At 43.3% G+C, this 13277-nt stretch carries 17 protein-coding genes and 1 riboswitch; of the genes, 8 read left to right on the top strand and 9 right to left on the bottom strand.

The features are described 5' to 3' along the window. Positions 1 to 6 precede the first annotated feature (6 nt). The 7 genes from IGI76_RS05380 (at position 7) to IGI76_RS05350 (ending at position 4568) form a co-directional block, all read left to right on the top strand. Positions 7 to 534, top strand: coding sequence for a GNAT family N-acetyltransferase (locus IGI76_RS05380; protein WP_333493945.1), 528 nt, complete (start codon positions 7 to 9; stop codon positions 532 to 534). A 57-nt stretch (positions 535 to 591) separates the two neighbouring features. Further along, on the top strand, positions 592 to 1077 hold the full coding sequence (locus IGI76_RS05375) for a tetratricopeptide repeat protein (RefSeq protein ID WP_270266490.1): 486 nt from the start codon (positions 592 to 594) through the stop codon (positions 1075 to 1077). Positions 1078 to 1305: 228 nt separating this feature from the next. After that, positions 1306 to 1677, top strand: a complete 372-nt coding sequence (locus tag IGI76_RS05370; protein ID WP_270266488.1) for a hypothetical protein — start codon at positions 1306 to 1308, stop codon at positions 1675 to 1677. A gap of 118 nt (positions 1678 to 1795) precedes the next feature. Continuing rightward, the gene (locus IGI76_RS05365) at positions 1796 to 2380 is read left to right on the top strand and encodes a hypothetical protein (RefSeq protein ID WP_270266486.1); all 585 of its coding nucleotides are present in this window, start codon (positions 1796 to 1798) and stop codon (positions 2378 to 2380) included. Positions 2381 to 2483: 103 nt separating this feature from the next. Next, positions 2484 to 2906, top strand: a complete 423-nt coding sequence (locus IGI76_RS05360; protein WP_270266484.1) for a VOC family protein — start codon at positions 2484 to 2486, stop codon at positions 2904 to 2906. Positions 2907 to 3123: 217 nt separating this feature from the next. Then, complete coding sequence (locus IGI76_RS05355) at positions 3124 to 3312, top strand: hypothetical protein (RefSeq protein WP_005225554.1); 189 nt, start codon at positions 3124 to 3126, stop codon at positions 3310 to 3312. 404 nt (positions 3313 to 3716) lie between these two features. Further along, positions 3717 to 4568, top strand: coding sequence for an Rgg/GadR/MutR family transcriptional regulator (locus IGI76_RS05350; RefSeq protein ID WP_074535038.1), 852 nt, complete (start codon positions 3717 to 3719; stop codon positions 4566 to 4568). A 73-nt stretch (positions 4569 to 4641) separates the two neighbouring features. Here the strand turns inward: IGI76_RS05350 and IGI76_RS05345 are convergent, their stop codons facing one another. From IGI76_RS05345 to IGI76_RS05330, 4 genes are all read right to left on the bottom strand, one after another. Beyond that, a complete protein-coding gene (locus IGI76_RS05345; RefSeq protein WP_270266479.1) occupies positions 4642 to 5868 on the bottom strand; it encodes a glycoside hydrolase family 3 protein in 1227 nt (408 codons plus the stop codon). 130 nt (positions 5869 to 5998) lie between these two features. Next, on the bottom strand, positions 5999 to 6529 hold the full coding sequence (locus tag IGI76_RS05340) for a folate family ECF transporter S component (RefSeq protein WP_005225551.1): 531 nt from the start codon (positions 6527 to 6529) through the stop codon (positions 5999 to 6001). A gap of 26 nt (positions 6530 to 6555) precedes the next feature. Then, positions 6556 to 6657: riboswitch (THF riboswitch) on the bottom strand. Between the two features lie 232 nt (positions 6658 to 6889). Beyond that, complete coding sequence (locus tag IGI76_RS05335; RefSeq protein WP_005225550.1) at positions 6890 to 7072, bottom strand: hypothetical protein; 183 nt, start codon at positions 7070 to 7072, stop codon at positions 6890 to 6892. Positions 7073 to 7103: 31 nt separating this feature from the next. Further along, positions 7104 to 8369 (bottom strand): MFS transporter, encoded by a 1266-nt coding sequence (locus IGI76_RS05330; protein ID WP_144808338.1) that lies wholly within the window; start codon positions 8367 to 8369, stop codon positions 7104 to 7106. 222 nt (positions 8370 to 8591) lie between these two features. Between IGI76_RS05330 and IGI76_RS05325 the strand changes: the two genes are divergently transcribed. After that, positions 8592 to 9248, top strand: coding sequence for a Crp/Fnr family transcriptional regulator (locus IGI76_RS05325; RefSeq protein WP_008378905.1), 657 nt, complete (start codon positions 8592 to 8594; stop codon positions 9246 to 9248). 55 nt (positions 9249 to 9303) lie between these two features. Here IGI76_RS05325 and IGI76_RS05320 read toward each other — a convergent pair whose 3' ends face one another. Genes IGI76_RS05320 through IGI76_RS05300 form a run of 5 tightly spaced genes read right to left on the bottom strand, consistent with a single transcriptional unit; the run spans position 9304 to position 13254 of the window. Further along, positions 9304 to 9696, bottom strand: a complete 393-nt coding sequence (locus IGI76_RS05320) for an OsmC family protein (RefSeq protein ID WP_010747810.1) — start codon at positions 9694 to 9696, stop codon at positions 9304 to 9306. Further along, positions 9693 to 10583 carry an ATP-binding cassette domain-containing protein gene (locus tag IGI76_RS05315; protein ID WP_002316738.1) on the bottom strand — a complete coding sequence of 297 codons (891 nt, stop codon included), beginning with the start codon at positions 10581 to 10583 and terminating at the stop codon, positions 9693 to 9695. Before IGI76_RS05315 ends, IGI76_RS05320 begins: the two co-directional genes overlap by 4 nt. Further along, positions 10583 to 11461 carry an ABC transporter ATP-binding protein gene (locus IGI76_RS05310; protein ID WP_060791841.1) on the bottom strand — a complete coding sequence of 293 codons (879 nt, stop codon included), beginning with the start codon at positions 11459 to 11461 and terminating at the stop codon, positions 10583 to 10585. Before IGI76_RS05310 ends, IGI76_RS05315 begins: the two co-directional genes overlap by 1 nt. A gap of 3 nt (positions 11462 to 11464) precedes the next feature. Next, entirely contained in the window at positions 11465 to 12295 is an 831-nt protein-coding gene (locus IGI76_RS05305; RefSeq protein ID WP_005234832.1) for an ABC transporter permease, read from the bottom strand. Further along, positions 12295 to 13254 (bottom strand): ABC transporter permease, encoded by a 960-nt coding sequence (locus IGI76_RS05300; RefSeq protein ID WP_167823003.1) that lies wholly within the window; start codon positions 13252 to 13254, stop codon positions 12295 to 12297. The genes IGI76_RS05305 and IGI76_RS05300 overlap by 1 nt, the downstream gene beginning before the upstream one ends. Positions 13255 to 13277 lie beyond the last annotated feature (23 nt).

Here is a 13277-nt window from a genome sequence, read left to right as displayed (position 1 = left end):
TAATAAATGAAACGAGCAGAGAGGAGTGCTTCTATGAAACGAATCATTATGGCTTGTGACTTACAACATGCCCCCAAAGCTTTACAAGAATCCGCCCTTTCTTTTGAGCCTTTTCTCCCGAATTCTCGAAGTGTCGCAGAGCTTTTTTATTCCGCCTATCATGAAACGACAGATGACGAAGGGGAATCGCTTGCTGACTGGCAAAGAGAGCTGAGAGAGACCGCTGACGGAAAATACGGTCCCTTGATTCCAGAGCTTTCTTTTCAGTTGCAAAAGGATGATCACCCTATCGGTGCCGTAGTAACCAGCACGTTTCAAGAGCTTCCCCTGCTATTATTTGTTGTTATGGGCGCAGCCTTTAAAGGCAACGGCTTATCCAAGTTGCTGATGAATGAAGTGATCCAACGAGCAAAAGCCATGGGGCTCACTCACCTTTACTTGGTAGTGACGGTTGAAAACCAGCCAGCCTACAAGCTGTATGAAGCATGCGGTTTTTCTTTTGCGGGTGAAAGCTGGGCAGATCTTTCTCCTTAGCTAAGCTTGCAAGTTATCTAAGTCATTTTCTACTATTTGAAAAGGAGCTTCCAACCAATGAATGAACGACTAGCTGCTGCGATCCAACTGCGGACTGAAAAAAAACTGCAACAATCAAATGAACAATTGATTCAATTAGCTGCCGAAAATCCCCAAGATGCCTTTGTGCAGTACCAAACGGCTTGGAGCTATGATCTTTTAGGGGAAGAACAACAGGCAATTCCTTATTATGAACAAGCAATCGCGTTAGGTTTATCAGAAAATGACTTGCCAGATGCCTACCTAGGTCTAGGCAGCACCTATCGTGCCCTCGGCAATTATCAAAAAGCCGAAGACGTGTTTTTACAAGCGATGAAGCTATTTCCAAAAAATCATGCTTTGCAAACCTTCTATGCCATGACACTGTTTAATCTCGCCGAGTATGAGCAAGCCACTAAACGATTAATGACCCTGCTTGCCGAAACCTCTAGCGATCCAGACATCCAGTCTTACCGACAGGCAATTTTGTTTTATGCGGATAAACTCAATGAGACATGGACATAAATATACCCCATGAAGCAGCTCCTCCGCTCCCTTTTCTCGTAAAAGGGAGTCTTTCTTTTTTCATTTTCCCACGATCATCCTTTGCTACCACCGACCGTCCTTTGAACCTTTTCCTCCAAGCAACGCTACCCATCATTATCGAATTTTTCGATAAAAAACCAGTTGACGGCTCTCAATAAATCTGTTAGTTTATCTATGTTTTTTTAATAACAGATCGGAGGAATGACTATGCCCTTTATTGTCTATTTTTTCCTATCCTTATTGATCATTTATATTCCGACACCAACCCTTTTGCTGTTTTTTCAAAAACTCGCCTCGCAGCATGACAATCTGACGGCTTTCAGTAAACTTTTTCTATTATTGATGATCTTGCTGGATTATTACTTAAGCTATTATTGGTTAAAAAACTGCAAAGTCAAAAAAGCGCACTACCTTTATTTAGTCTTTGTCAATGTCTTCGAATGGCTGATCCACTACTATCTTTATTCACGATTTGAAACGATCAATCTACTAGTCATTTTGTTGTTCCAGACTGTGCTTTTGTGCTGCATGGTTTTCTTCCCTTTGTCGGAGAAGTTCCGCTCATTCCTTTTTACCTAAAAAAGAGCATCTTTGGTTTCCGCATATGAAAATTTCCAGTTTCTCAATCGTTTCTTTCTAAGAACCAATTTACACGATAGCTCACCTTTGTTACGATTGATAAAAAGGATGTGTTGTGATGTCATTGATCGTCTTGATTGGCGCACAAGCCGCAGGGAAAATGACTGTGGGCATAGAACTGGAAAAACGATTGGATGCAAAGCTTTTATTCAATCACCAGACCATTGATCTTTTTGCGAACTTTCTTGGCTATAGCCCCGCAGCATTCGCTTTGTCTAATCAAACACGGATCGAACTCTTCAAAGCCTTTGTTCAAAATGAAGCCAATAATACGACAAAATCAATCATTTTTACGGTCTTGATTGGTTTCGATCAAGCGGGAGATTTAGCTTTTTTACAAGAGATCGCCCAACTATTTACCGATGCCCAGCAAAAGGTCTATTTTATCGAACTAGTGGCTGATATTGAGGAACGCTTAAAGCGCAATTGCCATGAGGACCGTTTAGCCGCAAAGCCGTCAAAAAGAGCGCTGGATTTTTCTAGAAACGAGCTTTTGTCTTCGTTTGAAAACTATCGCTTAGAAAGCCTGCCACAGGAATTAACTACCCTTTTCCCAACGATTCCTTCGCTGAAAATCAACAATACCCACTTATCACCTGATGAAGTGAGCCAAATAATTATTGCCCATTTTTCCTTGACTTAAGTCTAAAAGAAACGCCATTTTCAAGCTTTGCTTCAATACGAAATTGTCTATTGACTTTGACGCTGCGTCAAGCGGTATCCTCTAATCAAGAGGAGGTGTCAAAATGAACGTTTATGTTATGCCAATGTTTTATCAATTGAAGACAAAAGATATTGAACAATCATCAAAATGGTTTGCAGAAATCTTGGGTTTCCAGTCATTGTATCAGTTTCGCAATCAAGAAAATCAAGTGACGATGGACCATCTGCGTCTTGCTGACTACCAAGATTTGATGCTGATTGCCGCAGACTCGTTCACTGTTGGCGATGGGGCAATTTTGAATGTAGCGATGATTGATCTTCAGAATATCGCTCAGAAAATTCCCGAAAAGTGGATCGTGGAACCTTTAATTGAAAAGCCGTGGAATGCCCTTGAAATGACCATCAAAGACCCCAACGGTTATTTGTTTACCCTAACAGAGGCGATAAGAAAAAACGAATCAGACTTTCAAACCTTGATGGACCAAACCAAGGATTACTTACAATAAAAGGAACCGAGTAAGAAGGATGGCTTTCTTACTCGGTTCCTTTTTTATAAAAACTTGATTCTGGCAACAATGACAAAAACGAACGCTCCCTAGATTTACCTAGCGAAACTTTTTATCCCATCAGATATACCGTTTTAGTATATTTTTAAATATTGAAGATAATTATTAACACACTTAACTCAGAACATGCTACACTATTTAAAAAGGAGGAGTTCCTATGGAAAAGAAATCGCAGCTTCCGTGGTACAAGCGCAAAAAGTTCTACCTTCCAGTTGCCGTCGTCCTCGGCGTGATTGGGGTTCTTCCCAGTCTCGTCTCTCTTTTCGGGGTCTCGATCGATGATGAATTCAATCCTGATTACTATTCTGATCCGAATGAACCAATGTTCAAGAAAAAACAAAACTGACTGTTGGGATGCCGTATGCAGGTTTTTTGACCAACAAAAAAAGAGCAATCACTCGCTGTTGTGTTTGCTCCTTTTTTAAAAGGGATTCGGCAGACCTACGCACCTTGACAGGGTAAGCTGTTTGGGGAGAGGGCGTTTGAATGCGCGAATGAACAGTAACTTATTACGTGAAACCACTTATACTTTTTTCCTGTTAAAAAATCAATTGCTAACCAATCACAAAGGATCGATTATTTGAAGAAAGAAAAAACGTTAGCCATTAGTTCTACAACTTCCCAGGGAAAACTAAAAAAATCAAACATCCATTTCTCCTCCTTTAATTGACTTTCTTCAAGTTTACCCGCAAAATAAAGCTGTAACATATTTGGACTATTTTTCCGTCCACTTTTTTTAGGAGGGATTTTTTGAAGGCCAATGACTTGTTAAAAGAGTTACGAACGGAACGAAATATCTCACAGCGAAAATTGGTTGAGAACATTTCAGAACGCAGTACACTGGCAACCTTTGAACAAAAAGGGCACCGCATCGCCTTTGATATTTTGCACCAGTATTTGGACCGCTTAAATGTCACTTTGGAGGAATTTGAGTATCGCTTGGATGACAATCAAGTCAGCGAGAAAAAGCAGCTATCCAAACAGTTGACCACCGCTTACTATGAAAGCAAGTATTCTGAAGTCCTCTCTTTGATTAACAAAGCCCAAGCGCTGTATAAAACCACGAAGGATTTCTTCTATTATGTCCTGTATAGTCAATTCTTTTTGATTTTAGAGAAAAAAGGCGTGGTTACCGACGAGGAAGAACGGTGCATCATCGAAGCGACCATCAAGAAATACTTGGAACGCATCGACACGTGGGGAAAATTTGAAATCTCCTTATTTACCAATCTGCTCTTCCTCTTTTCTGACGAGTACATCTTGTATCAAATGAAACACCTGAATAAAAAAATTTTTTACAGCAATGCGTTAAGTATCAATTATCAAATCTACACAAAATTGCTGACGAATGCGGCTTTCTTGTTTATCGATCGCAAAAAACCTGCCGAGTTGGCGCATGTGCTGACGTATCTAGCCGATCACCTGCCGCCGGACAATGATCGTATCCGCTTGATGATTCGTTATTTCGAAGGCATCTACGCCTTGTTTCAAGGAGATCGTACGCTGGGAATGGCCACGATTGAAAAAGCACTGGATTATCTGCGTTTTATTGGGCAAGAAGCCTTTGCCAAAGAATTAGAGGCACTGGCTCAGAGTATCTAAAAAAAACCTGCTGCTTCCTCTCAGTAAGAGAACGACTCTCTTACACGGAGGAAACAGCAGGTTTATTTTTTTCTTAAAGTAAATGCAATGCTTCTTTCCAGAGCAAGACCCGTTTGACGGAAGCATTCAAATCAGCTTCTAAATAGCGGCCATCTTCAACCGCTTGTACCACAAAAGGAATCTGTTCTTGATAGGTAGAGGAGATCACTAGATCATTTCCCGCCTGCAACGCCTGTAATGCGGCTTCTTTTTGCGGAATGAACTCAGAAAGTCCTGCCATATCCAAGTCATCCGTCATGATGACCCCTTTAAAATGCAATTCATTTCGCAGCAGCTCATGCACGGGTTTTGAAATAGAGGCGGGTACGGTCTTATCGATACTATTGACGATCGTATGGGCGACCAAAATACTATCGGCACCAGCTTTGATCCCTGCGGCAAAAGGCAGAAAATCCGTTTCCCGCAGTGCAGATAGCGGGCGGTCATCGGTGACGATTTCGACATGCGAGTCACGATTATTGCCATAGCCAGGAAAATGCTTCAAGGTAGACCCAACGTGGTGTTTCTGTAAAACTTGAACCACACGTTCTACAAACGCACTCGTGCCCTGCGCATCCATGCCAATGGTTCGGTCGTAGATAAAGGACTGCGGATCAGTGGAAACATCGGCAACGGGAAACAGCCCAGCATTGATGCCGTAAGCTTTTAAAATTTCCGCTTTCTTTGCTGTATCTTCTTCGATCGCTGACCATCCACCTTGGGCATACAGCTGTTGTGGTGAGAGAAAACGCTGATCCGTAAGGTTCGGATTGCGGCTGATGCGAGTCACTGTGCCCCCTTCTTCATCCATACCGATTAACAGCGGGATGGCGCTGGCTGCTTGGTAATCTGAAATTTTCTGTTTCAAGCTCGCCGCCGTCTCATTTTCGGTATCACGGCCGAATAACAGATAGCCACCAAAGTGATACTTTTGAAGCTCTTCGATTTGATTGCTTTCTGGCACACGCACAAAAAACAATTGCCCGACCTTTTCCTCCAAACTCATCGTGGCGATTTTTTCTGCTATTGCCTCTTCTGGCTGTTCTTGCGTGGAAGTTGAAACAGAAGTTGACGTGGAAACTGAGGCGGGTTCCTGACTTTCCCTGCTTTCTTCCTGTGTTTCGTCCCTCAAGCTACTTTGCTGGATCATGGCTGGCTCTTCGGTTTGCTGTTTTTGCTGTTCTATCATCCACTTCATCCCTCCCATTGCTGCTAAGACCAAGAAAAGAAACAGTCCCATAGCGAGTCCTTTTTTATTCATAGGTTCCCCTTCCCCTCTAAACAAGTTATTGAGAATGATTAAGCCAATCCTTAGAAAGAAAAAAGTGAACCACTGACGAAATATTCGCAGATGATTCACTTCAATGGATGTTATCGTTCTTTTTTACTCGTTAAACGAACCGTCGGATCAGCCGTTTGTATGGTACCGCACGCCCTACGATGTAAATCAACGCAGTTTGTATCGGGAACATGATGACTGCTTTTAGCAAGCGGACCGACCAGATCGCCCAGCTTGTCAAAGGAATATTCAGCATCATAGCTAACCAGATCGGTGTTAAGATCAAGGTTATTAAAAGTGTATTTAACAAGACGACCATCGCCGCTCGTTTTAATGTGACTTCTTTCCGATAAAAGAAGTAGCCATAAATCAGTCCACCAACGAAGGCATTGATGGTAAAGCCGAAAAAGTAGGCTGATTTTGGAAAAATCACCATTCCTGCGATATCGGCTAATGAGGAGCCAACTGCTGTCCAGAACGGACCAAACAGCATACCCATGATCAGCTGTGGTACAAAGGAAAATGTGATTTTGATATAGGAGGTTTCAAACCCCAAGATTTGCGACAAGACGACCATTAAGGCAATCAAAAGTCCCATGACCGCAATCATGTGTGCATCGACTTTTCTTTTCATAGCGAGCATCTCCTTTTAGAGTTGCTACAAATTCATGCAGCGAATGCGAAAATAAAACCGCGAACGAATGATCGTTCTTCGTCCGAAAGGCAACATCCCATCCTTTCAGCACTTAACGCTTTATTTCCTACTCTGATTTTTTTTAGGTATTGCTACCCAGACACACTATAGCATACAAGCGCGGACTGCTACAATTTTTCTTGCTTATTTTCTTGTACAAAATCTGCCAATGTTCGCTTTTCTTTTTTTGTGCATCAAAAAAACGCTTTTCTCATGTGAATCTTTCTACCACCAGTAAGTGAGCAGGAAACATTCTCAAAAAAAAGCGTTCATTCCTGTTTCTTGTTTCCTTTCAAGCCTTATGACAATTTACCCAATCAGATTGTCATTGATCAATACCGATTTGATGTCGCGTAATTGATGATCGATAGCAAGCTGTTCATGGGTCATTGTTGCGGTAACCTCTTTCATGGCATGCATTTCTTCATTCAATTCGTTGATATTCGTTACTAATTTGTTCAATGCTTCAATAATCAATTGATTGTTATCCATGGTGAAACACTCCTTTTTGTAATGGTTGAGGTTAGTCTTCTTCGTTGATTGGCTGCTTCATCGTACCAACTGCGGCAACTGCGCGTTTCGTTTTATAAAACAATTTGTATAAAACAAGAACGACGACTGGGATCAGTCCGCATAAGATGTAGATTTGCGAATAATCAAACAGACCGTGTAAGCTTCCTAGTGCATAGGGACCTACGCCTAAGCCGAGATCCAGCCCGATGAAATAAGTGGAGAGCGCTACGCCGACTCGGTGAGGATCGACTTCTTTCAGACAGACAGCTTGGCCATTGGACATGAAGGTGCCATAGCCCAAGCCGACAAAGCAACCCGCAAGCAACAACATCCAGCTGTTGCCAGTAATACTCAATAAGAAAAGACCCAGGGTCAAGAATAGAAAGCTGGGATACATGACTGCATCTGCGCCATGGCGGTCAAACAGTTTGCCCGTCATTGGCCGTGTGAAGGTCACAGAAAGTGCATAGACGATGAAGAAAAAGGCACCGGCCGTTTCCAACCCAAGGTCACTGGCGTAGATCGACAAGAAGCCGAGAACGCTTGAATAAGCCAACCCGATCAAAAAGGCAATCCCAGAAATGAAAAAAACTTTTGGTTCGACAAAACTTTTGACGGACCATTTTTGCAGCTGTGCTTTGTGTTCTTCCGTCAATGGGATGTTTTTGACCGGGAACCAGAAACAAGCGATGGCTGTTGCGATCGATAAAATAGTTGCTAACCAAATAATGAAATCAAAGCCGACCGTCGGTAGTAATAGCATACCAATAAAAGGTCCGACCGCCGCTGCTAAACTAGTACTTAATCCATAGTAATTGATCCCTTCGCCATGTTTGGAAGCTGGGATATAAGCGGTGACGATCGCATTAGCCGCAGTCGAGACGGCACCATAAGCAAAGCCATTGAAAAAGCGCACCGCATCTAAAATATAAATGTTGACTGAGACCAAATAAGCAGCGGTGGTAATGACATAAAACAATATCCCCCAGCGCAAAACGGCTTTACGACCAACTAATTCTAAAATTTTCCCAACATACAAGCGAGCGATCAAGGTCCCGATAATATAGATCCCCGCTGCCAAGCCAGCTTGTGCAGTGGATGCCCCTAACTCCTGCGTGGCAAATTTCGCGGTGATGACGACAAAACAATAATACACGAGAAAGACGATAAAATTGATCAAGGTAATCGTGATAAACCCTTTGTTCCATAGTTTTTCATTTTTAGTTGTCGGCAACGAGCTGACGACTCCTTCTTGATTGGTTTCCCTATCTGACATGTTTCTTCCATTCCTCCTGTTTGTGCTGTGATGCGTTTTACTATACCGAAACTTCCTCTGCTTGAAATGCGCTTTTGCTGTTAAAAAAGAGCATTAACAAGAAACATTAACATTTGTTATTGCTTTTTCACCAGAAATGTCTTTTAATGAAGCATGAATAGAGGAAATTTCAGATTTTTTTCAGAAAATGTTGGGTTGGCATGAAGTGAAGGAGTAACGTGGGTGGAGAAACAGATATTACGTGATTATTTAGAAAAACAAGCAATACCGGTCGTTATCCGTAAGAAAAAGAGTTACTTGACATATGAAGGCATCCCGGATCGGTACGTCTATATTTTAAAAAAAGGCATCATCAAAACTAGCGTAGTGACCCATGAAGGGCGCGAATTCAACTTGCGCTATTTGACGGATTTTGAGATCGTCTCTTTGTTTAAAGACGAATCCTCTCAAGAAGTCGAAGCCCCTTTTAATGTGCGGGTTGAATCAGAAGAAGCCGAATTATACAAAATCGTGCGGGATCAATTTTGGGCAGATGTCAATCGTGACCGTCTGCTGCAGGATTATGTCAAAGAGTATTATCGAAGAAACTTGATGGATACGATGAAAAAGATGCAGCAAATGCTGATGAACGGCAAATTTGGTGCTGTCTGTACCCAAATCAATGAGCTGTATGAAACGTTCGGAATCCAGACAACAGATGGTGTCTTGATTGACTTTGAAGTCACCAATGAGGAGATCGCTCGCTTTTGCGGCATTACCTCTGCCAGCAGTGTCAATCGAATGATGCAAAAATTACGAGAATCTGGCGCCCTAAAAAGTGTCGATCGCAAACTATTAGTGACAGATATCGACTTTATTCGGGAGAATATTATTTATTGATCAAAAAAAAGACTTTGTACGCCTATTGGTTTCAGGCACACAAAGTCTTTTTCGATTAAATAAACGTCACTGTTTCCGTCACTTCGATCGCTGGATCTAATGATTGGATCACGGGACAATTTGGTGAAACGAGTTTTAGGCAACGGGTCGCTTTGTCATGGTCGGCTTCAGCGATTTTCGCATAAAACTGAATGTGGATAGCACTGACTGGTTGGGCTTTTTTGTTGTCGTCTCGGTCATAGCTGACTTCGATCTTTTCGATTTCTGCTGTGATTTTTGAATTCTCTAAGACGGATGCGTATACATAGCCGCCGCAAGCAGCGACCGCACTCACTAGCATTTGGACTGGCGAATAGCCTTTTTCCCGTGCTAACACCCAATTGCCAGTTGGGGTCGTCATTTCAAATTTGTCGCTTCCTTGATGGATCGTCAATGTTTCTACTGTCATCGTTTTTCTCTCCTCACAAAATGATCTGGTTCAACTTCGACCCATTCATACAATGGTGTCAAAGTAATCGTGCTTTGAATTTCCGTTTGTTCCATCGCACCTCTTGCTAACACAGGATCAGCGATCGGCGCTGCTGCTAATAATTTCTTCGTGTAAGGATGCAGCGGATTGTCAAACAAACGGTCGGTGGGTGCCAATTCAACTAGTTTCCCTTGATACATGACGGCTGTTCGGTCACTGATATGACGAATCACGGACAAGTCATGGGAAATGAACAAATAAGACAACGAAAACTCTTTTTGCAGACGCAGTAGCAATTGGATGATCTGAGCCTGAATGGAGACATCTAATGCCGAAGTCGGTTCATCACACAAGACGAACGCCGGGCGATTGACCACCGCACGAGCGATGCCGATCCGTTGCCGTTGTCCGCCGCTGAAACTGCGGGGCAGTTTATGGACATCATCACCCGTGATCCCGACGATCGCTAAGATTTCTTTGGCTTTCGCTCGGGCAGCATCTTTCGTTTCATGATACAAGGGCTCCATCACCAGTTCAAGTGCCGTCATGCGGGGATTCAATGATGAATACGGATCTTGGAAAATGATCTGCATTTGCTGATACGCTGCTTTGCGATCTTCTGCCGTCAATGCTGTTAGCTCTTTGCCTTCGAAGAAAATCTCCCCGCTTGTTAAGGTCTCTAAATTTAAAATACTGCGTCCTAAAGTGGTTTTCCCACTCCCAGATTCCCCTACTAGCCCCAATGTCTCGCCCCGATGGATCGTTAGACTGACATCTTCGACCGCTCGGACTTCACTGACAGTGCCGCGCCAGTTTTTGCTGCGAAAGGTTTTCGTCGCATGTTCTACGCGAATCAGTTCTTCCATTATTCTGTCACCTCCTGATTGCGCCAAACGCGATGGGTCTTAGATAACTGCGTTTCTTGCAACTCATCTGCCAATGTCTCATGATAGTCAAAGACTTTTAATTCGGCATGCTTGTCGCCTAAATGGGCCGCTTGCAATAATTGTTTCGTATAAGGATGCGCAGGTTGATAAAAGATTTCTTCTGTGGTGCCTTCTTCCACGACTCGACCTTGATACATCACTTTAATAAAGTCGCACATTCCTGCAACGACCCCAAAGTCATGGGTCACAAGGACGACGGAAAGCTGGTTCTCTCTTTGCAGGTTTTTGATCAATGCCAAAATCTGTGCTTGGATCGTCACATCTAAAGCCGTCGTCGGTTCATCTGCGATCAGCAATTTCGGTTGCGCCAATAAAGCCATGGCGATCATCACCCGCTGACGCATCCCTCCTGATAACTCGTGGGGATATTGTTTCATGCGTTGTGCTGGAAAAGGTATGCCGACTTTTTCTAACTCTTTGACGGCAATTTCTTGTGCTGCTTTTTTCGATACGTTTTGTGAGCGGCGAATCACTTCGATCAAATGATAGCCAATCGTACGCAAAGGATTCAACGAAGTCATCGGGTCTTGAAAAATCATGGCGATCGGTAATGTTCGACGATCGGTCACTGCTGCTCCTTCAAATGTATAACTGGCATAGTGATCGGTCACCTTATCAGGCAAAAGATCCATGACACTTTTCATGGTCATACTTTTACCACTACCAGATTCGCCGACGATCCCAACCACTTTGCCTTTTGGAATCACTAGATCCAGCTTTTTGACTAACGGTTTCGGACCGGTTTTGCTGTGAAACGTCACATTCAACGCCTCGATCGCTAATAATTCTGTCTTCATCGGTCACACCTCCCTTTGCAAGACATGTTTGATCATGTCGCCGATGTTGTTGAAGGAATAGATGGTGAAAATAACAAAGAGCCCTGGAAGGATCGCCATGTATGGTGCCCGCTGCAAGCTGTTTTGCGCATTTTGCAACAGACTGCCCCACGAAGCCATCGGCTGCTGAATCCCTAATCCGAGGAAGCTCAACGCTGATTCGGTCATGATCGCTCCTGAAATACTTGCAGATGCCGCAACGATCAAGGTAGGCAGCACTGCTGGGAAAACATGCTTCACGATAATACTAAATGAAGAACGTCCGATAAATTTCCCGTAAGCGACATATTCCCGTTCTTTCGCCGCTAACGTTTCACCACGAATCAAACGAGCGATGTTCATCCAGGAGAAGCCGCCGATCACAATAATAATCGTGGTTAGTCCGGGACGTAAAAAGACGCTCAAAACGATCACTAACACCAACCAAGGAATCGATGACAATACATCGACGAGGCGCATCAGCAAGTTGTCGATCCAACCGCCAAAGTAGCCAGAAACAAGACCGACAAGAGTCCCAATAAACGTCGCAGTGATCATTGCCAAAACACCTACAAACAATGATACCCGACCGCCGTAGACGACCCGAATAAAGTAATCTCGCCCCACTTCATCGGTTCCAAATAAATGAGACCAACTCGGCGGCTGTGACATGTTGCTGACATCCGTTGCATTAGGATCGATGGGGATCAAAGGTGCAACAAGCGACAAAATAATCAATAACGTCAGGAAAACGACAGAAAAGGTATAGATGGGTGAAGCAAGCATGACTTCACTGATTTTTTTGAAACGTTTCATTACTTGCTCCCTCCTTTACGGATACGTGGATCAACCACGGAGTACAGAACATCCGCTAACAAATTCCCTAAGATGACCAGTGTTGCTGACAACAGCATGATGGCCATGATCACAGGATAATCGAGGCTTTTCGTCGCACTCATCAAGTAAGGTCCGACGCCCGGCCAGCCGTAGATCGTTTCTGTAATGATCGCACCGGTAACTAACATCGGCAACGCCAAGCCGATTTGGGTGACAACGGGAATCAAAATATTGCGACTGATGTGCCGACTGAAAATCTGCCATTTGCTGGCATGAAATGCCCGTTGCACCATCACGTAGTCTTCTGAAACTTGTTGTGTCGCTGATGCGCGGATATACCGCGTCAAATCTGGAAAGAAGGCGACTGTCAATGTGGTATAAGGCAAAATAAAATGCTGCAGAAAATCGCCAAAATCCCCTTCTTTACCGACCGTATACATGCCAATGATTGGAAACATATTTAATAAGTAACCAAACACATAAATCAAGATCATCGCAAACCAGAAGGTCGGCACAGCGATCCCTAGAGATGCCACAGCGTCAATGATCCGATCCCAAATCTTTCCTTTGTTGGCAGCGGCTAACAGACCCAAAATGATCGCCAGCAATAAAGCCGTCAAATATGCAGGGATCACTAGCCGCATCGTATTCGGGATCCGAGTCGCAAGTTCTTGTGAAATGCTGCTTTGAGAAACCAACGAAAAGCCAAGATTACCAGTAAGAACATTTCTGATCCAAAGAAAATATTGAACCAAAAAGGGTTGATCCAAGCCATAGCGCTGCCGCAACAGATCGATTTGCTCTTGTGACATATTCGGTGTCGTGATGGAATCGATCACATCATACGGGGCGATATGTATTAGTGAAAATACGATAAAAGAGATCACAAATAGCAAAGGGATTGCTTGCAATACTCGTTTTGCAATATATCGAAACATAATTGACCTTCTTTCTTTTTCAT

This window comes from Enterococcus sp. DIV2449a (assembly GCF_051711225.1).
Taxonomy (GTDB): domain Bacteria; phylum Bacillota; class Bacilli; order Lactobacillales; family Enterococcaceae; genus Enterococcus_D; species Enterococcus_D casseliflavus.
This window is presented reverse-complemented; position numbering and strand designations above follow the sequence as displayed.

Bases quoted from the DNA above. Each gene is read 5' to 3' on its own strand.
- IGI76_RS05380 (WP_333493945.1), top strand. From the start codon at position 7: ATGAAACGAGCAGAGAGGAGTGCTTCTATGAAACGAATCATTATGGCT.
- IGI76_RS05375 (WP_270266490.1), top strand. From the start codon at position 592: ATGAATGAACGACTAGCTGCTGCGATCCAACTGCGGACTGAAAAAAAA.
- IGI76_RS05370 (WP_270266488.1), top strand. From the start codon at position 1,306: ATGCCCTTTATTGTCTATTTTTTCCTATCCTTATTGATCATTTATATT.
- IGI76_RS05365 (WP_270266486.1), top strand. From the start codon at position 1,796: ATGTCATTGATCGTCTTGATTGGCGCACAAGCCGCAGGGAAAATGACT.
- IGI76_RS05360 (WP_270266484.1), top strand. From the start codon at position 2,484: ATGAACGTTTATGTTATGCCAATGTTTTATCAATTGAAGACAAAAGAT.
- IGI76_RS05355 (WP_005225554.1), top strand. From the start codon at position 3,124: ATGGAAAAGAAATCGCAGCTTCCGTGGTACAAGCGCAAAAAGTTCTAC.
- IGI76_RS05345 (WP_270266479.1), bottom strand. From the start codon at position 5,868: ATGAATAAAAAAGGACTCGCTATGGGACTGTTTCTTTTCTTGGTCTTA.
- IGI76_RS05340 (WP_005225551.1), bottom strand. From the start codon at position 6,529: ATGCTCGCTATGAAAAGAAAAGTCGATGCACACATGATTGCGGTCATG.
- IGI76_RS05335 (WP_005225550.1), bottom strand. From the start codon at position 7,072: ATGGATAACAATCAATTGATTATTGAAGCATTGAACAAATTAGTAACG.
- IGI76_RS05330 (WP_144808338.1), bottom strand. From the start codon at position 8,369: ATGTCAGATAGGGAAACCAATCAAGAAGGAGTCGTCAGCTCGTTGCCG.
- IGI76_RS05320 (WP_010747810.1), bottom strand. From the start codon at position 9,696: ATGACAGTAGAAACATTGACGATCCATCAAGGAAGCGACAAATTTGAA.
- IGI76_RS05315 (WP_002316738.1), bottom strand. From the start codon at position 10,583: ATGGAAGAACTGATTCGCGTAGAACATGCGACGAAAACCTTTCGCAGC.
- IGI76_RS05310 (WP_060791841.1), bottom strand. From the start codon at position 11,461: ATGAAGACAGAATTATTAGCGATCGAGGCGTTGAATGTGACGTTTCAC.
- IGI76_RS05305 (WP_005234832.1), bottom strand. From the start codon at position 12,295: ATGAAACGTTTCAAAAAAATCAGTGAAGTCATGCTTGCTTCACCCATC.
- IGI76_RS05300 (WP_167823003.1), bottom strand. From the start codon at position 13,254: ATGTTTCGATATATTGCAAAACGAGTATTGCAAGCAATCCCTTTGCTA.